The 23,740-nt window shown below is 62.3% G+C and carries 28 protein-coding genes; 26 read left to right on the top strand and 2 right to left on the bottom strand.

Annotation, left to right across the window (positions count from 1 at the left end; translation table 11 throughout):
- Position 1 precedes the first annotated feature (1 nt).
- From rplX to glmM, 23 genes are all read left to right on the top strand, one after another.
- Positions 2-337 (top strand): 50S ribosomal protein L24, encoded by a 336-nt coding sequence (rplX, locus tag AB0Y14_RS04280; protein ID WP_436587987.1) that lies wholly within the window; start codon positions 2-4, stop codon positions 335-337.
- Entirely contained in the window at positions 337-897 is a 561-nt protein-coding gene (gene rplE / locus AB0Y14_RS04275; RefSeq protein WP_129313911.1) for a 50S ribosomal protein L5, read from the top strand. Before rplX ends, rplE begins: the two co-directional genes overlap by 1 nt.
- 71 nt (positions 898-968) lie before the next feature.
- Entirely contained in the window at positions 969-1,367 is a 399-nt protein-coding gene (gene rpsH, locus AB0Y14_RS04270; protein ID WP_129313912.1) for a 30S ribosomal protein S8, read from the top strand.
- Between the two features lie 27 nt (positions 1,368-1,394).
- Positions 1,395-1,931 (top strand): 50S ribosomal protein L6, encoded by a 537-nt coding sequence (gene rplF / locus AB0Y14_RS04265; RefSeq protein ID WP_436587986.1) that lies wholly within the window; start codon positions 1,395-1,397, stop codon positions 1,929-1,931.
- A 2-nt stretch (positions 1,932-1,933) separates the two neighbouring features.
- Complete coding sequence (rplR, locus tag AB0Y14_RS04260; RefSeq protein ID WP_436587985.1) at positions 1,934-2,296, top strand: 50S ribosomal protein L18; 363 nt, start codon at positions 1,934-1,936, stop codon at positions 2,294-2,296.
- On the top strand, positions 2,293-3,003 hold the full coding sequence (rpsE, locus tag AB0Y14_RS04255) for a 30S ribosomal protein S5 (protein WP_129313915.1): 711 nt from the start codon (positions 2,293-2,295) through the stop codon (positions 3,001-3,003). Before rplR ends, rpsE begins: the two co-directional genes overlap by 4 nt.
- Positions 3,003-3,212 (top strand): 50S ribosomal protein L30, encoded by a 210-nt coding sequence (rpmD, locus tag AB0Y14_RS04250; protein ID WP_129313916.1) that lies wholly within the window; start codon positions 3,003-3,005, stop codon positions 3,210-3,212. The genes rpsE and rpmD overlap by 1 nt, the downstream gene beginning before the upstream one ends.
- 2 nt (positions 3,213-3,214) lie before the next feature.
- Positions 3,215-3,685, top strand: a complete 471-nt coding sequence (rplO, locus tag AB0Y14_RS04245; protein WP_129313917.1) for a 50S ribosomal protein L15 — start codon at positions 3,215-3,217, stop codon at positions 3,683-3,685.
- A gap of 235 nt (positions 3,686-3,920) precedes the next feature.
- Positions 3,921-5,231, top strand: a complete 1,311-nt coding sequence (gene secY / locus AB0Y14_RS04240) for a preprotein translocase subunit SecY (RefSeq protein ID WP_129313918.1) — start codon at positions 3,921-3,923, stop codon at positions 5,229-5,231.
- Positions 5,228-5,791 (top strand): adenylate kinase, encoded by a 564-nt coding sequence (locus tag AB0Y14_RS04235; RefSeq protein ID WP_436587984.1) that lies wholly within the window; start codon positions 5,228-5,230, stop codon positions 5,789-5,791. Before secY ends, AB0Y14_RS04235 begins: the two co-directional genes overlap by 4 nt.
- Positions 5,792-5,938: 147 nt before the next feature.
- Positions 5,939-6,766, top strand: a complete 828-nt coding sequence (gene map, locus AB0Y14_RS04230) for a type I methionyl aminopeptidase (protein ID WP_436587983.1) — start codon at positions 5,939-5,941, stop codon at positions 6,764-6,766.
- 41 nt (positions 6,767-6,807) lie between these two features.
- On the top strand, positions 6,808-7,983 hold the full coding sequence (rlmN, locus tag AB0Y14_RS04225; protein WP_436587982.1) for a 23S rRNA (adenine(2503)-C(2))-methyltransferase RlmN: 1,176 nt from the start codon (positions 6,808-6,810) through the stop codon (positions 7,981-7,983).
- 191 nt (positions 7,984-8,174) lie between these two features.
- Positions 8,175-8,396, top strand: coding sequence for a translation initiation factor IF-1 (gene infA / locus AB0Y14_RS04220; protein ID WP_129313922.1), 222 nt, complete (start codon positions 8,175-8,177; stop codon positions 8,394-8,396).
- A gap of 131 nt (positions 8,397-8,527) precedes the next feature.
- Complete coding sequence (gene rpmJ / locus AB0Y14_RS04215; protein ID WP_030014999.1) at positions 8,528-8,641, top strand: 50S ribosomal protein L36; 114 nt, start codon at positions 8,528-8,530, stop codon at positions 8,639-8,641.
- Positions 8,642-8,792: 151 nt separating this feature from the next.
- On the top strand, positions 8,793-9,161 hold the full coding sequence (rpsM, locus tag AB0Y14_RS04210; RefSeq protein WP_436587981.1) for a 30S ribosomal protein S13: 369 nt from the start codon (positions 8,793-8,795) through the stop codon (positions 9,159-9,161).
- A gap of 28 nt (positions 9,162-9,189) precedes the next feature.
- On the top strand, positions 9,190-9,594 hold the full coding sequence (gene rpsK, locus AB0Y14_RS04205) for a 30S ribosomal protein S11 (RefSeq protein ID WP_129313924.1): 405 nt from the start codon (positions 9,190-9,192) through the stop codon (positions 9,592-9,594).
- A 172-nt stretch (positions 9,595-9,766) separates the two neighbouring features.
- Positions 9,767-10,774: a DNA-directed RNA polymerase subunit alpha gene (locus AB0Y14_RS04200; protein ID WP_436587980.1), complete on the top strand. Its 1,008-nt coding sequence runs from the start codon at positions 9,767-9,769 to the stop codon at positions 10,772-10,774.
- Positions 10,775-10,871: 97 nt separating this feature from the next.
- The gene (rplQ, locus tag AB0Y14_RS04195) at positions 10,872-11,600 is read left to right on the top strand and encodes a 50S ribosomal protein L17, sunset domain variant (protein ID WP_436587979.1); all 729 of its coding nucleotides are present in this window, start codon (positions 10,872-10,874) and stop codon (positions 11,598-11,600) included.
- 105 nt (positions 11,601-11,705) lie between these two features.
- On the top strand, positions 11,706-12,776 hold the full coding sequence (locus tag AB0Y14_RS04190; protein ID WP_436587978.1) for a tRNA pseudouridine synthase A: 1,071 nt from the start codon (positions 11,706-11,708) through the stop codon (positions 12,774-12,776).
- 303 nt (positions 12,777-13,079) lie between these two features.
- Positions 13,080-13,523 carry a 50S ribosomal protein L13 gene (rplM, locus tag AB0Y14_RS04185; RefSeq protein ID WP_436587977.1) on the top strand — a complete coding sequence of 148 codons (444 nt, stop codon included), beginning with the start codon at positions 13,080-13,082 and terminating at the stop codon, positions 13,521-13,523.
- A 33-nt stretch (positions 13,524-13,556) separates the two neighbouring features.
- Positions 13,557-14,060: a 30S ribosomal protein S9 gene (rpsI, locus tag AB0Y14_RS04180; protein WP_436587976.1), complete on the top strand. Its 504-nt coding sequence runs from the start codon at positions 13,557-13,559 to the stop codon at positions 14,058-14,060.
- Between the two features lie 173 nt (positions 14,061-14,233).
- Complete coding sequence (gene ppk2 / locus AB0Y14_RS04175; protein ID WP_436587975.1) at positions 14,234-15,355, top strand: polyphosphate kinase 2; 1,122 nt, start codon at positions 14,234-14,236, stop codon at positions 15,353-15,355.
- Between the two features lie 11 nt (positions 15,356-15,366).
- Positions 15,367-16,737 carry a phosphoglucosamine mutase gene (gene glmM, locus AB0Y14_RS04170; RefSeq protein WP_436587974.1) on the top strand — a complete coding sequence of 457 codons (1,371 nt, stop codon included), beginning with the start codon at positions 15,367-15,369 and terminating at the stop codon, positions 16,735-16,737.
- A 130-nt stretch (positions 16,738-16,867) separates the two neighbouring features.
- Here the strand turns inward: glmM and mscL are convergent, their stop codons facing one another.
- Both mscL and coaA read right to left on the bottom strand, forming a co-directional pair.
- Positions 16,868-17,293: a large conductance mechanosensitive channel protein MscL gene (gene mscL, locus AB0Y14_RS04165; RefSeq protein WP_436587973.1), complete on the bottom strand. Its 426-nt coding sequence runs from the start codon at positions 17,291-17,293 to the stop codon at positions 16,868-16,870.
- A gap of 116 nt (positions 17,294-17,409) precedes the next feature.
- Complete coding sequence (coaA, locus tag AB0Y14_RS04160; RefSeq protein ID WP_436587972.1) at positions 17,410-18,366, bottom strand: type I pantothenate kinase; 957 nt, start codon at positions 18,364-18,366, stop codon at positions 17,410-17,412.
- A gap of 242 nt (positions 18,367-18,608) precedes the next feature.
- Between coaA and AB0Y14_RS04155 the strand changes: the two genes are divergently transcribed.
- The 3 genes from AB0Y14_RS04155 (at position 18,609) to glmS (ending at position 23,727) form a co-directional block, all read left to right on the top strand.
- Positions 18,609-20,600, top strand: coding sequence for a PTS mannitol transporter subunit IICBA (locus tag AB0Y14_RS04155; protein ID WP_436587971.1), 1,992 nt, complete (start codon positions 18,609-18,611; stop codon positions 20,598-20,600).
- Positions 20,597-21,739: a mannitol-1-phosphate 5-dehydrogenase gene (locus tag AB0Y14_RS04150; RefSeq protein ID WP_436587970.1), complete on the top strand. Its 1,143-nt coding sequence runs from the start codon at positions 20,597-20,599 to the stop codon at positions 21,737-21,739. Before AB0Y14_RS04155 ends, AB0Y14_RS04150 begins: the two co-directional genes overlap by 4 nt.
- Positions 21,740-21,852: 113 nt before the next feature.
- Positions 21,853-23,727, top strand: a complete 1,875-nt coding sequence (glmS, locus tag AB0Y14_RS04145; RefSeq protein WP_436587969.1) for a glutamine--fructose-6-phosphate transaminase (isomerizing) — start codon at positions 21,853-21,855, stop codon at positions 23,725-23,727.
- The last annotated feature ends 13 nt before the right edge of the window (positions 23,728-23,740 follow it).

Below are 23,740 nucleotides of genomic sequence, written 5' to 3'. Positions count from 1 at the left end.
TATGGCCAAGATCAAGAGCGGTGACCTCGTACAGGTCATTTCTGGTTCCGACAAGGGCAAGCAGGGCAAGGTCCTGAAGGTGTTCCCAGCAACCAACCGCGTGCTCGTCGAGGGCGTCAAGGTTGTCACCAAGCACACCAAGGCCAACCCCAACACCGGTGAAGGTGGCGGCATTCAGAAGGTCGAGGCCGCGATCCACGTTTCGAACGTCGCGATCGTCGACCCCGAGACCAAGAAGCCCAGCCGCGTTGGCTACCGCGAAGAGACCGTAGAGCGTGACGGACGCAATCGCACCGTTCGCGTGCGCGTGTCCAAGAGCTCGGGTAAGGACCTCTAATGACCGAAACCAAGATCACCCCAAGCCTCAAGACCAAGTTCAAGGACGAGGTTGTCCCCGCACTGCAGGAGCAGTTCAACTACGGCAACCCCATGCAGTCGCCGAAACTCGTCAAGGTCGTCGTCAACATGGGTGTCGGAGAAGCAGCACGCGACTCCAAGCTCATCGATTCGGCCGTCCAGGACCTGACCCTGATTACGGGTCAGAAGCCGCAGGTGACCCGCGCCAAGAAGTCGATCGCCCAGTTCAAGCTGCGCGAAGGCCAGCCCATCGGCTGCCACGCGACTCTCCGCGGCGATCGTATGTGGGAGTTCCTCGACCGTCTGATCTCTTTGGCCCTCCCGCGAATCCGCGACTTCCGCGGCCTCTCGGATCGCCAGTTCGACGGCAACGGTAACTACACCTTCGGTCTGACCGAGCAGTCCATGTTCCACGAAATCGATCAGGATTCGATCGATCGCGTGCGCGGTATGGACATCACCGTGGTCACCACCGCCAAGACAGACGACGAGGGTCGCGCGCTGCTCCGCCAGCTCGGCTTCCCGTTCAAGACCAACTAACTGCTACGTTTCAGGTCCGCCTCCGGAACTCCGGAGAACGGAAACCGTAACGGGGAAGGGCAAGTGCCCACATGACCATGACAGATCCTGTCGCAGACATGCTCACGCGTCTGCGCAACGCAAACTCGGCACACCACGATTCCGTGTCCATGCCGTACTCAAAGCTCAAGGCCCGGATCGCTGACATCCTCAAGGCCGAGGGCTACATCAAGGACTGGCACGAGGAAGAGGCCCGGGTCGGCAAGACCCTGGCGCTCGAACTCAAGTTCGGTCCCAGCCGCGAGTCCTCCATCGTCGGAGTTCGTCGCATTTCCAAGCCGGGCCTGCGCGTCTACGCAAAGTCCACCAACCTGCCCCAGGTTTTCGGTGGACTCGGCATCGCCATCCTGTCCACCTCTTCGGGGCTGCTGACCAACAAGCAGGCCTCCAAGAAGGGTGTGGGCGGCGAAGTCCTGGCGTACGTCTGGTAGTCGGTCACAAGAGAAAGGAAGAGAATAATGTCACGTATTGGACGTCTCCCCATCTCGGTGCCGGCTGGTGTTGAGGTCAAGATCGACGGCTCCCTCGTGAGCGTCAAGGGTCCCAAGGGAGAACTCTCCCAGGAGATCGCCTCGCCGATCACCGTCTCCCTCGATGGAGACACCCTCACTGTCAACCGTCCCGACGACGAGCGCGAATCCCGTTCGCTGCACGGCCTGAGCCGGACGCTGATCAACAACATGATCGTCGGCGTCTCCGAGGGCTACACCAAGAAGCTCGAGATCGTCGGCACCGGTTACCGCGTGCTGGCCAAAGGCACCGACCTGGAATTCGCTCTGGGCTACAGCCACCCCGTCTCCGTGAAGGCTCCGGAAGGAATCACCTTCACCGTGGAGGGCAACAACAAGCTCACCGTTTCCGGTATCCACAAGCAGCAGGTCGGCCAGGTGGCCTCCAACATTCGTAGCCTCCGCGCGCCCGACCCCTACAAGGGCAAGGGTGTTCGCTACGAGGGCGAGCAGATCCGCCGCAAGGTCGGAAAGGCTGGTAAGTAAACATGGCTAACAAGACGAAGTTCGCCGCTCGCAAGCGTCGCCACGTGCGCGTTCGCAAGAACGTCTCGGGCAGCGCCGCGCGTCCCCGTCTCTCGGTGTTCAGGTCGACCAAGCACATGTTTGTGCAGGTCATCGACGATACCCAGGGCAACACGTTGGCTTCGGCCTCCACTCTGGAAGCCGAACTGCGCTCCGCAACCGATATGGACAAGACCGCGAAGGCAAAGCGCGTGGGCGAACTGATCGCCGAGCGTGCTCAGGCAGCCGGTATCGAGTCCGTCGTATTCGATCGTGGCGGCAACAAGTACCACGGCCGTGTGGCCGCTGTTGCTGAAGGCGCCCGGGAAGGTGGGCTGGCACTGTGAGCGAGCAGACCGCAAACGAAAAGGAAAATCAGGTGGCAGAGAACAACGCTGCAACCGAGAACTCCGAGAATGACAACTCCTCGAAGCGCGACGATCGTCGCGGCGGCAACCGCGGTGAGCGCGGCGGCCGTGGTCGCAATGACCGCAATGATCGGGGTGGCCGCGGTGGACGCGGTGGCCGCGACGAGGAGAAGGACAAGTACATCGAGCGCGTGGTGACCATCAACCGCGTGTCGAAGGTCGTCAAGGGCGGCCGTCGCTTCAGCTTCACCGCTCTCGTCGTCGTCGGCGACGGCAGCGGCCTGGTGGGCGTCGGCTACGGCAAGGCCAAGGAAGTTCCCTCGGCCATCGCCAAGGGCGTCGAGGAAGCGAAGAAGAACTTCTTCCGCGTTCCCCGCGTCGAGGACCGCACCATCCCGCACCGTGTGCAGGGTGAGGCGGCAGCCGGCGTCGTCATGCTCCGTCCCGCAACCGCTGGTACCGGTGTTATCGCCGGTGGTCCGGTGCGTGCGGTACTCGAGTGCGCCGGCATCCACGATGTGCTGTCCAAGTCCCTCGGTTCCGCGAACCAGATCAATATCGTGCACGCGGCCATCGAGGCCCTGCGTCAGCTGGAAGAGCCCGCTGCTGTTGCGGCCCGCCGTGGCCTGCCCAACGACGAGGTCATCCCCAGCTACCTTCGGCGCGATGAGAAGGCAGGTGCGTAATGTCCGGTAAGCGTATTCAGCCCAGCGATTCCCAGCTGGAGATCACGCAGATGAAGTCCTATGTCGGCCAGAAGCAGAACATGCGCGATACTCTGCGCTCACTGGGGCTCAAGCGTCCGGGCAACAAGGTTGTCCGCACCGCCGACCCGGTGACCTGCGGTATGGTCAACACCGTCGCTCACCTCGTGAAGGTTGAGGAGGTCAAGTAAACATGGCAGATACCAACGAAGAGCGCCAGGCCATCAAGCTCCATGATCTGCGTCCGGCCCAGGGATCGCACAAGGCCAAGACCCGCGTGGGTCGCGGTGAAGCATCCAAGGGCAAGACCGCTGGTCGTGGTACCAAGGGCACCAAGGCTCGTTACCAGGTCCCGGCAGGTTTCGAGGGTGGGCAGCTTCCGCTGCACATGCGCCTCCCGAAACTGCGCGGCTTTAAGAACCCGTTCCGTGTCGAGTACCAGGTCGTGAACCTGGCTCGAATCGCGGAGCTCTACCCCGAGGGCGGCGACATCACCGTCGAGTCCCTCGTGGAGAAGGGCGCGGTTCGCAAGAACCAGCCCGTCAAGGTTCTGGGCGAGGGCGAACTGACCGTCAAGGTCAACGTCACCGCCGACAAGTTCTCCGCCTCCGCTGCGGAGAAGATCCAGGCCGCCGGTGGTACCGCCACCGCGACAGGCAAGTAGAACTGCGATCGAGCTGTTGCTCGAAGCCAGCTTCTAGAGGCGAGGTCCCTCCCCGGACGACCCGGGGAGGGGCCTCGCCTTGTCTGCACCTCCACGTGCTTCAACGGGGTGACGGACGCAATCGACCCCCTGCGACGCATTGCCGTTAGACTTACGGGGGACATAGGGGACTGGCGTTTGCTCCACCTGGGGCATCGACACCAGTCCCACTGAACGAATTCTTACAGGAGGCCAAGTGCTCGGCGCTTTCGGACGGGCGTTCAAAACCCCCGACCTACGACGCAAGCTGCTGTTCACGCTCGCGGTCATTGTGATTTACCGCGCCGGTACTTTCGTGCCAGCGCCGGGCGTGGACTACGGGAACGTGCAACAGTGCATCGCCATGGGAGGCACCACCGGTGGCATCTACGACATGGTGAATCTCTTCAGCGGTGGCGCACTCCTTCAGCTGTCGATCTTCGCCCTGGGCGTGATGCCCTACATCACGGCGTCGATCATCGTGCAGCTTCTGCGCGTGGTCATCCCCAGGTTCCAAGAGCTCCACGAAGAGGGCGGCCAAGGGCAGCAGAAGCTGACCCAGTACACGCGCTATCTGACCATGGGGCTCGCGCTGCTGAACGCGACGACGATTATCTCGTTGGCTCGCTCGGGCGCGCTGCTGGGCAACTGCCCTCTGCCGGTCATTCCCGACGACTCGATCATCATGATCCTCGTGATCATCGTGACCCTGACCGCCGGAACGGGCCTCATCATGTGGCTCGGTGAGCAGATCACCGAGAAGGGCGTCGGCAACGGAATGTCGTTGCTGATTTTCACCTCGATCGCAGCTTCTTTCCCGTCGGCCCTCGGCCAGATCTTCAAGACCCAGGGTTGGGGAGTCTTCGCCGCAATCCTTGGCATCGGCCTGCTGGTGATCATCGCGGTCGTCTACGTGGAGCAGTCCCAACGACGAATCCCTGTCCAGTACGCGAAGCGTATGGTCGGTCGCAGGACGATCGGCGGTACCACGACGTACATTCCCCTCAAGGTCAACATGGCCGGCGTGATCCCCGTGATCTTCTCGTCGTCGTTGCTCATGTTGCCTGGGCTCGTGGGCCAGTTCGCGACCCCCAAGGACGGTACGCCGCCACCCGAATGGGTCAACTGGATCAACTCGAACCTCGTCAAGGGCGACCATCCGCTCTACATGATCCTGTACTTCCTGCTGATCGTCGGATTCGCGTACTTCTACGTGTCCATCACTTTCAACCCGCAGGAAGTCTCGGACAACATGAAGAAGTACGGCGGCTTCATTCCCGGCATCCGTGCGGGCAGGCCCACCGAAAGGTACCTTGGATATGTTCTGAATCGCATCACGCTTCCGGGCTCCCTGTACCTCGGGATCGTTGCGCTCATCCCGCTGATCGCACTGGTGATGTTCAACGCGAACCAGAACTTCCCGTTCGGCGGCACTTCGTTGCTGATCGTGGTCGGCGTCGGTCTGGACACCATCAAGCAGATCGATGCGCAGTTGCAACAACGACACTATGAAGGACTTCTGCGATGAATCGTCTGCTCATCGTCGGGCCGCCAGGCGCCGGCAAGGGAACTCAGGCCGCCAGGATTTCGGAGGAGTTGTCCGTCCCGGCCATCTCCACCGGGGACATCTTCCGGGCCAATATCAAGGAAGAGACTGCCCTGGGCCGCGAGGCCAAGCAGTACATGGACTCCGGCAACCTGGTACCGGACTCGGTCACCAACCGCATGGTGCGTGACCGTCTCGGTCAAGAGGACGCCCAACAGGGTTTCCTGCTGGACGGATACCCCCGAAACACCGCGCAGGTGGAGGAACTCGATTCGATCCTCGAGGACCTCGGTCAGAAGATCGATGGGGTGCTCCTCCTGACGGCCGACACCGAGGAGCTTGTCCAGCGCCTGCTCGGACGTGCGGAACAGCAGGGTCGCAGCGACGACACCGAAGAGGTCATCCGGCACCGCCTGGACGTCTACGCCGAGGAAACGGAACCCATTGTGGGACTCTACGAAGCCCGGGGCATTGTGACCCGGGTGGACGGCCTCGGAAGCATCGATGACGTGACCGATCGTCTGCTGGCCGCAGTCCGGTAGTTTCGACAGCGCGCTCAGGCAGCGCCGGCTGCGGGCCCCTGACCCTCCTGGTCAGGGGCCCGCACGTCTCTCAGGTCGTCTGCCTTGCGTTCGAGATCCGCCCGCCGGTCAGCGCCAAACCATCCCTACTCCCGGAAAGCCGTGCCCATGTTCGGTCGACGAAAAATCCAGTACAAGACCAATCAGGAATTGCGTGCGATGGTGCGCGCCGGAGTCGTAACCTCCCAGGCTCTCGACGCAGCCGTGGAGGCCACGGCCCCCGGTGTCACGACCGCTGAACTGGATCGATCCTTTCGCGACGTTCTCGAACGGAACGACGCGACCTCCAATTTTCTGGGTTATTACGGCTTCCCGGCCGCCATTTGTGCCTCGCCGAACGACATCGTGGTGCACGGCATCCCCAACGATCGGCCGCTCGAGGACGGTGACATTGTCTCCATCGACGGGGGAGCGATCGTCGATGGGTGGCACGGTGACTCCGCCCGTACAGTCCTGGTTGGCGAGACAAGCCGCCAGGACACGGACCTCTCCGAGATGACGCGGGCCGCCATGTGGAGGGGGATCGCCGCGGCGGCCTCAGCCCAGCGTGTAGGGGACATCGGAGCGGCCATCGAGTCCTTCGTCCGCAAGGAAGCCGGCGGAACCTACGGAATCGTCGAAGAATACGTGGGCCACGGCATCGGAACCGAAATGCACATGGCGCCGGACGTTCCCAACTACCGGACGCGTGATTCAGGTCCCAGGATCAAGCCGGGAATGGCTCTGGCCATCGAACCGATGCTTGTGACAGGATCGACCCAGACCGAGGTCCTCGACGACGACTGGACGGTCAGAACCGTCGACGGCTCGCATGCCAGCCAATGGGAGCACTCGGTCGCCTTCCACAGGGACGGCATCTGGGTTCTCACCGCAGAAGACGGCGGCGCGAATGAGCTGGCCGCGCTGGGGGTCACCGTGGCCCCGATTCCCGACTGATCATCGCATCACACACCGCACACAGGAAGAGGGGCACCTCCGTGTCATCCGAGACTTCTACCCCGGTAGAGATCACCGCGAAACCCGAACCGGGAAAGATCCTGCTCAAGGCACCCCGTCGGGGTAAGCCGCCGCGCCATATCGCCGACATGGATCTTGCCGGGCGCAAGGAGTTCCTCAAGGAACTGGGGCACCAACCCTTCCGTGCTTCCCAGCTCTCCAAACACTACTTCGAGCGCCTGGTGGACGATCCTCAGGAAATGACCGATCTTCCGGCGGACTCGCGGGAGCAGATTGTCGCGGACGCGATGCCCAACCTGCTCACGACAGTTAACACTCTCGAGGCCGACGGCGGCGACACCCTCAAGATGGTGCACCGCCTCTTCGACGGTGCTTTGGTCGAGTCCGTGATCATGCGCTATTCCAACAGGGTGACGATGTGCATCTCGTCCCAAGCGGGCTGCGGCATGAACTGTCCCTTCTGCGCGACTGGTCAGGCCGGACTGACCCGCAACCTTTCGACCGCCGAGATCGTCGAGCAGGTGGTCGCGGGGGCTCGCATGGTCAAGAAGATGAGCGGACTGGACGGAGCCGACGACGGCCCGGAGGAAACCAAACCGCTGCGCATCTCGAACATCGTGTTCATGGGCATGGGGGAGGCCCTCGCGAACTACAAGTCCTCTCTGGGCGCGGTGCGTCGATTGATCGACCCGTCGCCCGAGGGGATGGGCATTTCGGCCCGGAACATCACGATGTCCACGGTCGGTCTCGTTCCCGGGATGTACAAGTTCACCCAGGAAAACATCCCCGTGACGCTCGCGCTGTCCCTCCATGCCCCGGATGACGAGTTGCGTGACGAACTCATTCCCATCAACAACCGGTGGAAGGTCGATGAAGCGCTGGACTCGGCCTATGACTACTACCGCCAGACCGGTCGTAGGGTCTCGATCGAGTACGCGCTGATCAGAGATATCAACGACCAGGGCTGGAGAGCGGACCTGCTCGGCAAGAAGCTCGCCCAGCGCGGCCGAGGATGGGTCCACGTCAATCCGATCCCGCTCAACCCGACACCGGGATCAAAATGGACGGCGTCGCGCCCCGGTGTCGAACAGAACTTTGTGGAGCGTCTTCGTGCGCACGGCATCCCGACCACCGTTCGTGACACGCGCGGCTCCGACATCGACGGTGCCTGCGGACAGCTCGCTGCCGCGAGCTGACGGACCAGCTGTCTGGCGAGGAACATCACAGCCCTTCGCGGAGTAGCTGGGAGTTAACATACCGCCAGGTATGGCGTACACTTGTGTGTTGGTTGTGTCTGCCGTGTGCGCGCACTGCGCGCCGAGGCGGCAGAAAGAATCATTCAATTGCTCCTCGCCTACTGCGTGGGGCACCGACGTTAGCGGAGGATATGGCCAAGAAAGACGGCGTAATCGAGATAGAGGGCTCTGTGCTGGAGGCTCTGCCCAACGCGATGTTCCGCGTTGAGCTGGACAACGGCCACAAGGTCCTCGCACACATCTCCGGAAAGATGCGTCAGCACTACATCAGGATCCTTCCCGAGGATCGTGTTGTTGTTGAACTCTCTCCGTACGATCTCTCGCGTGGTCGCATCGTCTACCGCTACAAGTAGATCTCATGCCCGCCTCGAGCGGAGTGTGAAGGGCACCGCCCCTCAAGGGTGGTGCCTGTCTGCGTGGACGGGATTCGACGACGCGTGGAATCCCGTAACAACTACAAGTTGCAACAACGCAAAGGAAAGCGATGAAGGTTCAGCCGAGCGTGAAGCCCATCTGCGATAGCTGCAAAGTGATCCGCCGCCACGGCGTGGTCATGGTTATCTGCAGTAACCCGCGCCACAAGCAGCGTCAGGGCTAACAGCTCTCGACGCAGCCGGTCACCGCCGGCACCCAGGAAAAGGCACCGCTCCGCATCAGTGGGATACCTCCGGATACAGAGGCCGGAGACCGGGGAAACCCGGGCAGTGATGCTGTAAACCTCTGGATCAACTACAAGGAGAACCGCCACTATGGCTCGTCTCGCAGGAGTGGATCTTCCCCGCGAAAAGCGCGTGGAAATTGCTCTCACGTACATTTACGGCGTGGGTAGGACCCGCGCACTCGAGGCCCTGACCAACACGGGCGTCAGCCCGGATATCCGCGTCAAGGACCTCTCCGACGCCCAGCTCGTTCAGCTGCGTGACTACATCGAGGAAAACCTCAAGGTCGAGGGCGACCTCCGCCGCGAGGTGGCCGCCGACATCCGGCGCAAGGTCGAGATCGGCAGCTACCAGGGACTCCGCCACCGCCGCGGCCTTCCCGTGCACGGACAGCGCACCAAGACCAACGCGCGTACCCGCAAGGGACCGAAGCGCACGGTTGCCGGCAAGAAGAAGTAATCACACTTTCGCGTAGGAGAAGTTTTTAATGCCCCCAAAGACTCGTGCTGCGGCCGCTCGTAAGCCTCGCCGCAAGGACAAGAAGAATATTGTTGCCGGTCAGGCGCACATCAAGTCCACGTTCAACAACACCATCGTTTCGATCACCGACCCCTCGGGTGCCGTGATCTCGTGGTCTTCGGCCGGTGAAATGGGCTTCAAGGGTTCGCGCAAGTCGACCCCGTACGCCGCCCAGATGGCTGCCGAGTCCGCTGCAAAGCGTGCTCAGGAGCACGGCGTCCGCAAGGTTGACGTGTTCGTCAAGGGTCCGGGCTCGGGCCGCGAAACCGCTATCCGTTCGCTCCAGGCCACCGGCCTCGAGGTCGGGTCCATCTCCGATGTGACCCCGAGCGCGCACAACGGTTGCCGCCCCCCGAAGCGTCGCCGCGTCTGATTCAGGCGTAGCCGTCCGCCAGGCTGGTGTATCCCGTGTTTGGGAATCGCAGGCCTGGGTCTCATGGCTCTCGTCATGAGGCATCCGGGAGTCGCAACCGCGGCCCCTTATCCCTTGTTTTCCCCAACCTGTGTTGCGTCATATAGCGGATGCTCGCTGAAAGGAAACATCAGTGCTCATTGCACAGCGCCCCACCCTGAGTGAAGAAGTTGTAGCGGACAACCGCTCGCGCTTCACGATCTCGCCCCTCGAACCCGGATTCGGCTACACGCTGGGCAACTCCCTGCGTCGCACGCTCCTGTCCTCGATCCCCGGTGCCGCCGTGACCAGCATCCGTATTGACGGCGTGCTGCACGAATTCTCGACCGTGGACGGTGTCAAGGAAGATGTCACCGAGATCATCCTGAACATCAAGCAGCTGTCGGTCTCGTCCGAAAACGACGAACCGGTCATCGCCTACCTGCGCAAGCAGGGTCCTGGTGAACTGACCGCGGCAGACATCGAGGTTCCGGCCGGCGTGGAGATCCACAACCCGGACCTGCACCTCGCAACCCTGAACGCTCAGGGCAGCTTCAACGCGGAGCTCACGATCGAACGCGGTCGTGGTTACGTTTCGGCATCGCAGAACAAGGCCGGAACCGGTGAGTCCGAGGTCGGCAGGATCCCCGTCGACTCGATCTACTCCCCGGTCCTCAAGGTCACCTTCCGCGTGGCAGCGACCCGTGTCGAGCAGCGCACCGACTTCGACAGCCTCGTGCTCGACGTCGAGACCAAGGAAGCCATCGCCCCGCGCGATGCCGTCGCCTCCGCAGGAAGCACCTTGGTCGAGCTGTTCGGTCTTGCTCGTGAACTGAACACCGAGGCCGAAGGCATCGAGGTTGGACCGTCCCCCGCGGACGAGTCCATGGCCGCCGACATGGCACTGCCCATCGAGGACCTCGACATGTCCGTGCGTTCGTACAACTGCTTGAAGCGTGAGGGCATCCACACTGTGGGTGAGCTCGTGACGCGTTCCGAGGCAGATCTGATGGATATCCGGAATTTCGGTGCCAAGTCCATCGACGAGGTCAAGGACAAGCTGGCTGAGCTGGGGATGTCCCTCAAGGATTCGCCTGCGGGCTTCGACCTGGCGGCTCGCGCGGCCGAGGCCGAAGAAGTCGACGAGGAAGACTCCTTCTGACCCCTCGGGCGGTGACCAGCCGACCACAGCCAACATCAAATCTCTGGTCCCCACGAGGTGATTTCGCGGGAACCATGACCAATGGAGAGAAACTGATATGCCTACTCCCACCAAGGGGCCGCGCCTCGGCGGCAGCCCCACTCACCAGCGCCTGATTCTGGCGAATATGTCCCAGCAGCTCTTCGAGCACAAGCGCATCACCACCACGGTGACCAAGGCCAAGCGTCTTCGCCCCGTGGCCGAGCGCCTGATCACCTTCGCCAAGCGCGGAGATCTGGCCGCTCGCCGTCGCGTGATGCGTTCCCTGACCGACAAGTCGGTTGTGCACGAGCTGTTCACGACCATTGCTCCGGCCATGGCGGATCGTCCCGGTGGCTACACCCGGATCACCAAAATCGGTGCCCGCCAGGGGGACAATGCTCCGATGGCCGTCATCGAGCTCGTCATGGAGCCCGTTGCATCCAAGTCCGTGGTGGACGAAGCTACGCAGGCGGCCAACGCTGCCGCAACCGCAAACCAGTCCGGCGCCGCTGAGTCCGCTCAGGCCCCGGTTGAGACTGCGGCCGCAGAGCCCGCCGCCGAAGAGGCTGCCACCCCGGCCGCCGCTTCGGACCTCCCTGCAGGGGCCCACGCTCCGCTCGAGTCCGGAGAGGCTCCCGAAGGCTTCGAGGTCAAGGGCAACCGCGATTCGATGAAGTACCACGTTCCCGGTTCGCGCTGGTACACCAGCACCCGCGCCGAGATCTGGTTCGACAACGCTGAGTCCGCCGTGGCCGCCGGTTACGCGCCGGCAGGCGGCGCCGCAGCCCAGAAGGTCTCCGAGTAGGGACCGCTCTCGCGTGCATTGCACGCGGTCCTCATGGCCCCGTCCACCCGTGGTGGACGGGGCCATTTCTTCGATGGTGCCGAACCCCAGCATGAAGGAAGAACGATGACCCCTGCGGAGAACGACGGCGCATCTCCCGAGACCCGAGCATCCAGCCGCAACGACGAGAATCCGGCCCCCGGCCTGACCCTTGGGGCCGATTCACCCCTGGGCGCCGAGGTGCGATCAGGTGCCCAGTCGGCGGCCCGGGAGGGGAGCCATATGATTCGGCGTATTCGTTTGGACCTTGCCTATGACGGTTCGGTCTTTTCGGGTTGGGCCAAGCAGCCCTCGCTCGTGACGGTCGAGGGCTGCCTGGAAGAAGCAGCCCGCTTGGTTCTGCGTCATGATGTGAGATTCACGGTCGCCGGACGCACCGATGCGGGTGTGCACGCAGATCATCAGGTCGTGCATTTTGACGTGCCCGACTCCGCGTGGGAGGGGCTGGCCGCGAGACGCGGTAAGAGTGGCGACGGGCAGTCCGATACCCCTGAGCAAGCCTTGGTGCGCAAGATGAACGGAGCCCTGGCCCGGGTTCTGTCGGCGGTCGCGCCTCCGCTGCGCCCGGGAGCGCGAGGAGCGGCCTTGGGCGCCGTCGTCGTTCGTGTGGCCAGAGCCGTGCCGTCGGATTTCGATGCCCGTTTTTCGGCACTGTCGCGGTCCTACACATATCGGATCGCAGACGGCCTGGCGAGACAGGGCCCCCTGAACAGGACAACGGCGTATTGGTGTCGTGAGCCGCTGGACGTCGATGTGCTGAATGCGGCAGGGGAGCGGCTGCTCGGTCTCCACGATTTTCTCTCCTTCTGCAAGCCCCGTCCTGGAGCCACGACGATCCGGGACCTGCATTCGGTACGGTTCGAGCGCAATGACCAGGGGTTGATCGAAGCGAGAATCAGCGCCGACGCCTTCTGCCACAACATGGTCCGGTCGATCGTGGGGTCTTGCGTCCTCGTGGCACAGGGTGTCCGCGGCTTCGAGTGGCTCGATTCCAGGATCGAGACGCCCGCCCGGGATTCCAGCGTCCGTTTGGCGCCCCCGGAGGGCCTGGTTCTCGAATCCATCAGCTATCCGGCCGACCCGAATGAGTGGGGTCCGCGGGCGCGAAGGACTCGTTCCCGGCGCCCGGAGCGTTGAGCAAACACTATGATGCGCGGTTTCCGAACGACTGATGTGGGCGAAATCGCGGTGGTGTGACTCGTGGCTGTGGATTAAGCGCAGATACTCCGGTATAGTTACTAGCTGTTGTGCGTGTCCCACCTCGGTTCATGCGTTGTGTCTTATCCGCCCAGTTGCAGGGCAGAGGGATGAGTTCAACGGCGAGACTTCGGGACGGAACGGATGTTGTCTGGCCCTCACCCAGACCCCTTCGAGCGCACCTGATCTGGCGTGACACCCAACTAGCGCCACTGAATAATTCCGACACGAAGGCAAATTAACGTGCGTACGTACACTCCGAAGCCCGGCGACATTGATCGCCAGTGGCATGTCATCGACGCCACCGACGTTGTCCTGGGTCGCCTTGCCAGCCAGACCGCAACACTGCTGCGCGGCAAGCACAAGCCGACCTTTGCTCCCAACCTGGACACCGGTGACTTCGTCATCATCATCAACGCCGAGAAGGTTGCCCTGACGGGCGCCAAGCTCGAGAAGAAGCGCGCCTACCGCCACACCGGTTACCCGGGTGGCCTGCGTTCCGTCTCCTACACCGAGTTGCTGGAGAAGAACCCGGTCAAGGCCGTCGAGAAGGCCGTCAAGGGCATGCTTCCCAAGAACAAGCTCGCGGCCGAGCAAATCAAGAAGCTCAAGGTCTATGCCGGTGCCGAGCACCCGCATGCTGCTCAGCAGCCCAAGACCTACGAGTTCGAGCAGATCGCCCAGTAGTCGGGCCTACGAAGACAACTACAAGGAGAAATCGTGGCTCAGGATACTGAAGACCAGATCAACACCGAGGGCGTGGAGGCGACTAGCTACACCTCTGAGTCCTCCGCACCCGTCGTCGAGACCGCTCCGACCGAAAGGCCGGCCCTGACTGTTTCGGGCGCTGCCGTCGGTCGTCGCAAGCAGGCCGTCGCCCGCGTTCGCGTGGTCCCCGGATCGGGACAGTGGACCGTCAACGGCCGCCCGCTGGACGTCTACTTCCCGAACAAGCTGCACCAGCAGGAAGTGAACGACCCGTTCAAGCTCCTCGAGCTCGAGGGTGCCTACGACGTCATCGCCCGCGTTCACGGTGGTGGCCCCTCCGGCCAGGCCGGCGCGATGCGTCTCGGCGTTGCTCGTGCACTGAACGAGATCGACCTCGAGAACAACCGTGCGGCCCTGAAGAAGGCCGGCTTCCTGACTCGTGACGCCCGCGTCATCGAGCGCAAGAAGGCTGGTCTCAAGAAGGCCCGCAAGGCTTCGCAGTTCTCCAAGCGCTAAAGCTTCCGGAGCACTCCTCAACCCCTCGTCGTCCCTTGGGCGGCGAGGGGTTTTGCGTTTTCAGGGGCCTCAGAAGCTGCCCGCCCCGGTATCGGTTAGGTCTCCGGTGCGAGGTCTGCGCCGGAGAGCGCATAAAATGAGCGTGTCCGCACTGGGGAAAGGAAAGAGGTTCAATGTCGAACACTCATCGAAACAAGGGGTCCAAGTCTTCCGGCGCAGAGGCAACGCGCCACGCTGCCGAACCTCAGGTTTCCGAAGCGAGCCGACGCGCAGCAGAACAAGTCACGGTCCGGGGAACCCGAGACCGGTCCAGCGGTGAGGAAGCCACACCGGCGGTTGCCGAGGCCCTGAAAAAGCAGGAGAGGCGAGTGTCCGTGACGGAGGACTACGCCGCCGAGCTGGACGAGATCGCTTCGTTGCAGCACCGGTTGAACAAGGAGCACTCGACCTCAGAAGTATGGAAGATCGGCTATCCGTACGAGGAGAAGCTCAAGCGCAAGGAGTATGAGAAGGCCAAGCGTGCCCTGCAGATCGAATTGCTGAAACTCCAGTTGTGGGTCAAAGAGACGGGCCAGAAGATTCTTCTCATCTTCGAAGGCCGTGACGCCGCCGGAAAAGGCGGTTCCATCAAGCGGTTTACGGAGCATCTGAACCCGCGTGGATCGCGAGTCGTGGCCCTGGAAAAGCCGACTGAGATCGAACAGACCCAGTGGTACTTCCAGCGATACATCCAGCACCTTCCTTCCGGAGGCGAAATCGTGTTGATGGACCGGTCCTGGTACAACCGGGCCGGTGTTGAACGCGTCATGGGGTACTGCACCCCTCAGCAGTACTACGAGTTCATGAGGCAGGCCCCCGAGCTGGAGCGGATGCTGGTCAATTCGGGAATCAAGCTCATCAAATTCTGGTTCTCGGTCACCCGCGCCGAACAGGTGGCCCGCTTCGAGGCTCGTCGCACCGATCCCGTGCGTCAGTGGAAGCTTTCCCCGACCGACTTGGCGTCGCTGGACAAGTGGGATGACTACACCGAGGCCAAGGAAGCCATGTTCTTCTACACGAACACCGGCGATGCCCCGTGGACGATCGTGAAATCCAATGACAAGAAGAGAGCCCGGCTCGAGGCGATGAGGTACGTGCTGTCCCAATTCGAGTACCCGAACAAGGATCACGAGGTGGTTGGGTCTCCCGACCCACTGATCGTGGGCCAGGCCTCGGACGTCTTCGAATCCGAGGAAGGCAATAACCGGGATGGGTTTCCGGTGGTCAAATCTGAGGATAGCGGCTCACATGCGTAGAATGTCTTGCGATGTCTAGATTATTTGGAACCGACGGTGTGCGTGCGCGCGCCAACAGCGAGCAGATGAGCGCACGCTCTTCGCTGGAGTTGGCCCAGGCCGCCGCCGTCGTACTCGGATTCGACCAGGTTCCCGGTGGGGAACGACCCAAGGCGGTCATCGCCCATGATTCCCGCGTCAGCGGTGAGTTCATCGGGGCGGCCATCATGGCGGGTCTAGCGTCCTCGGGGGTCGATGTCTACGACGCCGGGATGCTTCCGACGCCCGCTGCGGCCTACCTGGTGGCGGATCTGGAGGCCGACTTCGGCGTCATGATCTCCGCCTCGCACAACCCCTTTTACGACAACGGGATCAAGTTCCTGGCGCGGGGCGGGAAGAAGCTTCCTGACGCCGTGGAGGACAGGATCGAAGCCCTCTTCAGGTCGCAGGACTTCCGGTTCCCGGACGGTGGCCAGGTCGGCAAGATCTCTCGTTTCTCCGACGCCGAGGACAGATACGTCACGCACCTGCTGTCGACGTTGCCCGGCCGGCTCTCGCTGGATGGGCTGAACATTGTGGTCGACTGCGCGAACGGTGCTGCCTCCGGATGCTCTCCGGACGCTTTCCGTATCGCCGGCGCGCGGGTTCATGTCGTGGCCGCCGAACCGAATGGTACGAACATCAACGACGGTGTCGGATCCACTCACTTGGAAGGCCTCCAGGCCAAGGTCAAGGAGCTGGGCGCGGACCTCGGGATCGCTCACGACGGCGATGCCGACCGTTGCCTGGCCGTTGACGAACGCGGCGAGATCGTGGACGGGGACACCATCATGTCGGTTCTCGCGCTGGCCCGCAGGGACGCGGGGAAGCTCAAGGACAACACACTGGTGGCGACCGTGATGACCAACCTCGGTATGGAGAAGTACCTGGAATCCGAGGGGGTGAAGATGGTGCGCACCAAGGTGGGGGACCGGTACGTCCTGGAGGCTATGAACGAGAACGGATACACCCTGGGCGGCGAACAGTCGGGTCACGTCATCATGAGTGACCATGCCACCACGGGCGACGGCATTCTCACCGGGCTCCACCTGGCCGCCGAGGTGAGTCGCACAGGGCTCTCCCTGTCGACGCTGTCCCACAGATTCGAGCGTGCGCCTCAGACAATGATCAACGTCCCGAACGTCGACAAGGCAGCCACCGGCACCTGCGAACCCGTCCAGAACGCCATTAAGGCCGTGGAAGAGGAACTCGGCAAGGACGGTCGCGTTCTTCTGCGCCCGTCCGGTACCGAGCCCCTGGTCCGAGTCATGGTCGAGGGCCCCGATCAGGAGACCGTGGATCGGCACGCGGCACGATTGGCGGACGTCGTGGCCAAGGAACTGGCGCTGGTGACAGCGCCGTAACGGACTCGCCCTCGGCGTCTACCAAAGACGAAGGCCCGGCACCGATGAATCGGTGCCGGGCCTTCGTGGTTCCTGATTGTGAAATGCGCCGCGGCAGCAAATATTCTTCGACGGCGGCATCCGGCGGAGTCTAGCCCTTGTTGGCCTCAGGGTCGACGTAGGAGGACGCGCCGGTGACGTTCTTGTTGGAGATGAGAGCGTCGCGAATCTCGGTCAGCAGGGCGACCTCCGGCTCGGTTTCGTCTTCCTCCTCGAGGCCGAGCTTGCGGGCACGACGGGCATTCATGGCGTTGATGGGCATGACGATGCAGAAGTAGAGGGCCGCTGCAATGAGCAAGAAGTTGACGACCGCGGTCAGGAAGACCCCGACCTTGATCTGGCCGAAGACCAGGAAATCGTCGAAATTGGGCGAACCCACGAGCATGGAAATGGCCGGCATAATGACCGACTCGACGAGGGCGTTGATGACGGTGCTGAACGCCCCGCCGATAATGACACCGACTGCCAAGTCGATGACATTGCCGCGCATGATGAAATCTTTGAAACCTTTGAGCATGCGGACAATCCTAACCAAGACTTGGGTAAATGCGCATCGGGAAATGCAGAAATTCGTGTCGGTCCGTCACACACTGCCCCGTCGAGAACCGGCGACAGAGGAAGCCGGCGGACCGATCAGTTTTTTCGCAACAGAACGCGTCGCGTCGAATGGTCCGCATCCTTCGAAAGGATCAATTTGGCCCGCCCCCGCGTGGGACGCACGTTGTGCAGTAGATTCGGCTCGTTGATTCGACGCCAAATATCGAGTGCGGTGCTTCGTGCTTCCTCGTCGGAGAGGTTCGCGTACTTGCGGAAGTAGGAGTCAGGATCCGTGAAGGCCGAGCCGCGCAGCTTGAGGAACCGGTCCACATACCACTGCTCGATATCACTGGTTCGCGCATCAACGTAGATCGAGAAATCGAAGAAGTCACTCAAGGCCAGGGCGGCCTTGTCATCGGGGCGCAATTGCGCCGGCGCCAGAACATTGAGCCCTTCGACGATGAGAACGTCAGGTCGGGTGACCACCGTTTCGTCGTTCTGGAGAATGTCATACGTCAGATGGGAGTACTTGGGGGCCGTGACCACAGGGGCTCCGGATTTGATCTCGGAGACGAAGCGGAGGAGTGCCCGACGATCGTAGGACTCGGGGAAGCCCTTGCGTTGCATGAGTCCCCGGGCCTCGAGCTCGGCATTGGGGTAGAGAAATCCGTCCGTGGTGACGAGCTGAACATTCGGCGTCGTCGGCCAACGACTCATGAGGGCACGGAGGAGACGGGCCGTGGTGGACTTGCCAGCGGCCACCGAGCCGGCGACGCCGATCACGAACGGCGTCCGCTGATGGTGCTCGTGCAGGAAGTCATTCGTTTTCTGGTTCAGCTCCCCGACTGAATTCACATACAGGTTCAACAACCTGGACACGGGAAGGTAGACCTGACGGACTTCCTCGACATCGAGGGTCTCGCCCAGGCCACGGAGTTTTTCGATCTCTGTCGATGAGAGTGGTACATCGATTTCGTCCGACAGTCGCGACCAGGTCTCCCGGTCCAGCGACACGAACGGAGAAGTGCGTGATACCGCCGTCGCTTGGCTCATTGAAAAAAGTGTACGGCGATTCGCGCGCCATGTCCGAATTCATTGCGAGGACGGATTCGGTCCACAGGGGTACTTCGCCAGGTGCGCAAGCGGTTATGCTACTGCCAAGCCGGAAATCGTATGGTCCATTCGAAAGCCGGTGAGCCCGCAGCCGCTGTCTCGGCTTCGGAGCGCGGTTTCCCTGCGGAACCGGTGGCGCTTCGGAACCCCAGGCCGGACGCCCCGTCGAATCTGGAGTCATCGTGTCAACCGCATCCACTGAAGCCACAGAAAAGAAGAAGGTCGGGGCGCGCGTCCGCGTGCAAAAATTCGGAACCTTCCTCTCCTCCATGATCATGCCGAATATCGGTGCCTTCATCGCGTGGGGCCTGCTGACGGCGTTGTTCCTCTGGTCGGACGATCCGGGCGGAGGGCAGGGTCCCTTCGCCAACGAGCACATCAACGCCGTCCTGAACCCGATGGTCACGTACTTGTTGCCGATTCTGATCGCGTACACCGGCGGTAAGTTGATCCACGATGTCCGGGGCGGCGTCGTTGGCGCCGTGGCCACCATGGGCGTCATCATCGCGACCTCGAGCCCGGTCTTCATCGGCGACAACCCCGGGTCGCCGATGTTCCTCGGGGCCATGATCATGGGGCCGCTCTCCGCGTGGGTCGTCAAGAAGTTCGACCAGATCATGGAAGGGCGCATCAAACCCGGGTTCGAGATGTTGGTCAACAACTTCTCCTCGGGAATCATCGGTGCGGCACTGGCCATTGCCTCGATGTTCTGGCTCGCTCCGATCATGCACCTTCTGATGAATGCCGCCGGTGTGGCCGTCCAGTGGCTCATCGACCTTCGTCTCCTGCCTCTGGCATCGATCCTGATCGAGCCCGCCAAGGTGCTGTTCCTCAACAACGCGATCAACCACGGGATCCTGACCCCGCTGGGCACGGACCAGGCTCTTCAACAGGGCAAATCGATCCTGTTTCTTCTGGAATCGAACCCGGGGCCCGGCTTGGGAATTCTCTTGGCCTACATCATTTTCGGTCGTGGCAGCGCACGGGCATCGGCACCGGCCGCCGCGCTGATCCACGCCCTGGGCGGCATCCACGAGATCTACTTCCCGTACGTTCTGATGAAGCCGCAGCTCCTCCTCGCCACCATCTTCGGAGGAATGTCCGGGGTCTTTGTGGAACTGCTGTTCGACGCGGGGCTGCGCTCGCCGGCCGCACCGGGGTCGTTGATCTTCCTGTATGTGAATGCGCCCCCGAACGCGATGCTCGGGGTTACCTTCGGATGGATCACTGCCACAATCGTCTCCCTGGTGATCGCCTCCGTGATTCTCAGGGCGTCGAAGCAGGTCGAGGATGACCTGGCCCAAGCGACGGCCGATATGGAACGGATGAAGGGCAAGAAGTCCTCCGTCGCCGGAGCCCTCGGGGGCGACCAGGCCAAGAACTCGAGGATCCAGTCGATTGTCTTCGCGTGCGACGCCGGTATGGGGTCCTCCGCGATGGGCGCTTCCGTTCTGCGCAACAAAATCAAGGACGCGGGGTATGGCGGCGACGTCACTGTGGTCAACAAGGCCATCAACTCGCTGACGGACGACTATGATCTGTTGGTCAGTCACGAGGACTTGGCCGACCGCGCCGCGGCGCCGACTCCCTCGGCAACGCACGTGGCCGTCGACAACTTCATGAGCTCGCCGCGTTACGACGAAATCGTCGACCTGATCAGCCAGCAGCGAGAAGGCGACAGCGGCCAGACGACGGCGGCATCCTCCGAAACCTCCGCAGGATCCGCTCAGGGAAGCGAGGACCAGGAGATACTTTCCACGTCCTCGATCATCCTGGGTGGCACCGCGGACGGCAGGGACGATGCCATCGACGAGGCGGGCAAACTCCTGGTGACCACCGGGAAGGTCGATGCCTCCTATATCGACTCGATGCACGAACGCGAAGGATCCGTCTCGACGTTCATGGGCAATGGTCTCGCCATTCCTCACGGAACCAACGACGCAAAGTCGGCCATTCATTCTTCGGCAATGTCCTTCGTGCGTTATGACGAAGGAATCGACTGGAACGGCAAGACCGCTCGCTTCGTCATCGGCATTGCCGGGGCAGGGGGAGAGCACCTGTCCCTGCTCCAGAAAGTCGCCAAAATCTTCTCGAACAAGGAATCCGTGGCCCAGCTCGAGGCCGCCAGCACTCCGGAGGAGATCCTCGAGATCTTCGGAAAGGTCAACGCATGAAAGCACTGCATTTCGGGGCCGGGAACATCGGCCGTGGTTTCGTTGGCGTACTGCTCCACGAGGCCGGCTACGACCTCGTGTTCGCCGACGTGGCACAACCCCTGATCGACTCACTCAACACCGAGGAGTCGTACACGGTGCACGAGGTGGGCACCCAAGCCCGCGATATTCGTGTCACAGGGTTTTCCGGGGTCAACTCGGCCACGGAGCCCGAGGCGCTCACGGAACACATCCGAACCGCGGACATCGTGACCACGGCCGTAGGGCCCACGGTGCTTCAGCTCATCGCGCCCGCGATCGCCGAAGGTCTCCGGGCGCGAGCCGCCTCCGGCGCAGGCAAAGTTGCCGTCATGGCCTGTGAGAACGCCATCAACGCGACCGATGGTCTGGCCGACGCGGTACGGGCCGTGTATCCGGAAGCCGATGAGGCAGCACTCTTTGCGAACACCGCGGTGGACCGCATCGTGCCGAACCAGGAACCTGGGCAGGGTCTCGACGTGACCGTGGAGACATACCACGAGTGGGCCGTCACCTCAGCTCCGTTCGGCGCGGCAACACCGGACATCCCTGGAGTCACGTGGGTCGACGACCTGGCCCCGTACATCACGCGCAAGCTGTTCACGGTCAATACCGGACACGCTGCGACGGCCTACTTCGGATTCGGAGCGGGAATATCCAAGATCTCCGATGCACTCGAGAATCCGGGTGTGCGCGCAAAGGTTGAGTCGGTTCTGGCCGAAACGAAACAGTTGCTGGTCGAGAAATTCGGGTTCGCACCCGAGGTACAGCAACAGTACGTGGAGAAGATCCTGACGAGGTTTACCAACCCGCACCTTCCGGACACCGTAGATCGGGTGGGGCGCGCACCCTTGCGCAAGATCTCGCGCCAAGAGCGCTTCGTCGGGCCCGCCGCCGAACTCGCCGAGAACGGGCATCCGGCTGAAGCGCTTGTCGCCGCCATCCGTGCGGCCCTGGAGTTCGACGTGCCCGAGGACGCCGAGTCGGCCGAGATGCGCAGGCGTTTGGCCGAGGCGCGAGGTGACCGTGCCGCGACCGATTCATTGGTGACGGAATGGACGGGAATTGATGCAGCTCACCCGCTGTACGAACCTCTGACTGAGGCGTTCGCCCGAGCCTGAATCGCCCCAGGGGCCAGTCTGACGCGGTCTCGTTCCCGCCAGGGAGCGGGGCCGCGTTCCGTGTCACTCCCGAGCGGACGGCATGAGACTCTGGCGTGGGATAACATGAGCACATGTGTGGAATCGTTGGATATGTAGGCGAGCCCGGCTCGTCCGAACGTCAGTACTATGCACTCGACGTCGTGCTCGAAGGGCTTCGTCGACTCGAGTATCGCGGTTATGACTCGGCCGGCGTCGCCGTAGTCGCCGATCACCGCATCGGCAATCGCAAGAAGGCGGGCAAAGTGGCCGCCCTGGATGCCGAACTCGAGGCGAATCCGTTGCCGAATGCCGTGCTCGGCATCGGCCATACCCGGTGGGCCACCCACGGCGGACCCACCGACGCGAACGCCCATCCGCACGTCGTCGACCACGGTCGTCTGGCTGTCGTGCACAACGGGATCATCGAGAACTTCTCCGAATTGCGGTCCGAACTCGGCGGCAAAGGTTACGACTTCGTGTCCGAAACCGACACCGAAGTCGCCGCGACCCTCCTCGCGGACTATTACAACAACGACGCCGACCACGATCTGACCGTCGCGATGCGCATGACCTGCCAGCGTCTGGACGGTGCCTTCACCCTCTTGGCCGTCCACGAGGAACACGAGGACCGGATCGTCGCGGCGCGACGCAACTCGCCCTTGGTCATTGGTATCGGGGAGAACGAGAATTTCCTGGGATCCGATGTCTCGGGCTTCATCGACTACACGAAACAAGCCGTCGAGATGGGCAATGACCAGATGGTGACCATCACGGCCCAGGACTTCGAAATCACCGACTTCGAGGGGAACCCCGCAGAGGGGAAGCCGTTCGAGGTCAAGTGGGATGCCACCCAGGCTGAGAAGGGCGGATTCTCGTCCTTCATGGACAAGGAGATCCACGACCAGCCGGCGGCCGTCCGGGACACTCTCCTTGGCCGCTTGGACGAGAAGGGGCGCCTGACCCTGGATGAACTGCACATCGACGAGTCGGTGCTGCGTTCCGTCGACAAGATCGTCGTCATCGCTTGTGGCACTGCGGCCTATGCCGGGCACGTCGCCCGTTACGCCATCGAGCACTGGTGCCGGATTCCCACCGAGGTCGAGCTGGCTCACGAGTTCCGTTACCGCGATCCGATCGTGACCGAAAAGACCTTGGTCGTGGCGCTTTCCCAGTCCGGAGAAACCATGGACACGCTCATGGCCATCCGCCACGCCCGCGAACAGGGCGCCAAGGTCATCGCCATCTGCAACACCAATGGTTCGTCGATTCCTCGCGAATCGGACGCATCGTTGTACACCCATGCGGGTCCCGAGATCGCTGTGGCCTCCACCAAGGCGTTCCTCGCACAGATCACCGCCGCGTACCTGCTCGGCCTCTATCTCGCCCAGTTGCGCGGCAACATGTACTCGGACGAGGTCATCGAGATCCTCGACGAGCTACAGAAGATGCCTGAGAAGGTCCAGGAAGTCATCGACAACGAGAAACAGGTCCAGGACCTGGGCACGCAGATGTCCGATGCATCCTCGGTGCTGTTCCTCGGACGGCACGTCGGTTTCCCGGTCGCCCTCGAGGGAGCGCTCAAGCTCAAGGAAATTGCCTATATCCACGCCGAGGGTTTCGCGGCCGGGGAGCTCAAACACGGTCCGATCGCCCTGATCGAGGAGGGTCAGCCCGTCTTCGTGATCGTTCCGTCTCCGCGGGGCCGTGATTCCCTGCACGCGAAGATCGTCTCCAACATCCAGGAAATCCGCGCTCGTGGGGCCATCACGATCGTCATCGCGGAGGAGGGTGACGAGGACGTCAAACAGTACTCCAACCACATCATCTACGTGCCTCAGGCTCCGAGCCTGATGCAGCCGTTGTTGGCCACCGTGCCGCTTCAGGTCTTCGCGTGTGCTCTCGCCGGTGCGAAGGGCTACGACGTCGATCAGCCGCGTAACCTGGCCAAGTCGGTCACCGTGGAATAGGTGATCCCTGGAG

This window comes from Rothia sp. HC945 (assembly GCF_051370785.1).
Lineage (GTDB): Bacteria > Actinomycetota > Actinomycetes > Actinomycetales > Micrococcaceae > Rothia.
The sequence above is the reverse complement of the archived record's forward strand: the minus strand, read 5'-3'. Positions and strand labels throughout refer to the sequence as shown.

Bases quoted from the DNA above. Each gene is read 5' to 3' on its own strand.
- rplX (WP_436587987.1), top strand. From the start codon at position 2: ATGGCCAAGATCAAGAGCGGTGACCTCGTACAGGTCATTTCTGGTTCC.
- rplE (WP_129313911.1), top strand. From the start codon at position 337: ATGACCGAAACCAAGATCACCCCAAGCCTCAAGACCAAGTTCAAGGAC.
- rpsH (WP_129313912.1), top strand. From the start codon at position 969: ATGACCATGACAGATCCTGTCGCAGACATGCTCACGCGTCTGCGCAAC.
- rplF (WP_436587986.1), top strand. From the start codon at position 1,395: ATGTCACGTATTGGACGTCTCCCCATCTCGGTGCCGGCTGGTGTTGAG.
- rplR (WP_436587985.1), top strand. From the start codon at position 1,934: ATGGCTAACAAGACGAAGTTCGCCGCTCGCAAGCGTCGCCACGTGCGC.
- rpmD (WP_129313916.1), top strand. From the start codon at position 3,003: ATGTCCGGTAAGCGTATTCAGCCCAGCGATTCCCAGCTGGAGATCACG.
- rplO (WP_129313917.1), top strand. From the start codon at position 3,215: ATGGCAGATACCAACGAAGAGCGCCAGGCCATCAAGCTCCATGATCTG.
- AB0Y14_RS04235 (WP_436587984.1), top strand. From the start codon at position 5,228: ATGAATCGTCTGCTCATCGTCGGGCCGCCAGGCGCCGGCAAGGGAACT.
- map (WP_436587983.1), top strand. From the start codon at position 5,939: ATGTTCGGTCGACGAAAAATCCAGTACAAGACCAATCAGGAATTGCGT.
- infA (WP_129313922.1), top strand. From the start codon at position 8,175: ATGGCCAAGAAAGACGGCGTAATCGAGATAGAGGGCTCTGTGCTGGAG.
- rpmJ (WP_030014999.1), top strand. From the start codon at position 8,528: ATGAAGGTTCAGCCGAGCGTGAAGCCCATCTGCGATAGCTGCAAAGTG.
- rpsM (WP_436587981.1), top strand. From the start codon at position 8,793: ATGGCTCGTCTCGCAGGAGTGGATCTTCCCCGCGAAAAGCGCGTGGAA.
- rpsK (WP_129313924.1), top strand. From the start codon at position 9,190: ATGCCCCCAAAGACTCGTGCTGCGGCCGCTCGTAAGCCTCGCCGCAAG.
- rplQ (WP_436587979.1), top strand. From the start codon at position 10,872: ATGCCTACTCCCACCAAGGGGCCGCGCCTCGGCGGCAGCCCCACTCAC.
- AB0Y14_RS04190 (WP_436587978.1), top strand. From the start codon at position 11,706: ATGACCCCTGCGGAGAACGACGGCGCATCTCCCGAGACCCGAGCATCC.
- ppk2 (WP_436587975.1), top strand. From the start codon at position 14,234: ATGTCGAACACTCATCGAAACAAGGGGTCCAAGTCTTCCGGCGCAGAG.
- glmM (WP_436587974.1), top strand. From the start codon at position 15,367: ATGTCTAGATTATTTGGAACCGACGGTGTGCGTGCGCGCGCCAACAGC.
- mscL (WP_436587973.1), bottom strand. From the start codon at position 17,293: ATGCTCAAAGGTTTCAAAGATTTCATCATGCGCGGCAATGTCATCGAC.
- coaA (WP_436587972.1), bottom strand. From the start codon at position 18,366: ATGAGCCAAGCGACGGCGGTATCACGCACTTCTCCGTTCGTGTCGCTG.
- AB0Y14_RS04150 (WP_436587970.1), top strand. From the start codon at position 20,597: ATGAAAGCACTGCATTTCGGGGCCGGGAACATCGGCCGTGGTTTCGTT.
- glmS (WP_436587969.1), top strand. From the start codon at position 21,853: ATGTGTGGAATCGTTGGATATGTAGGCGAGCCCGGCTCGTCCGAACGT.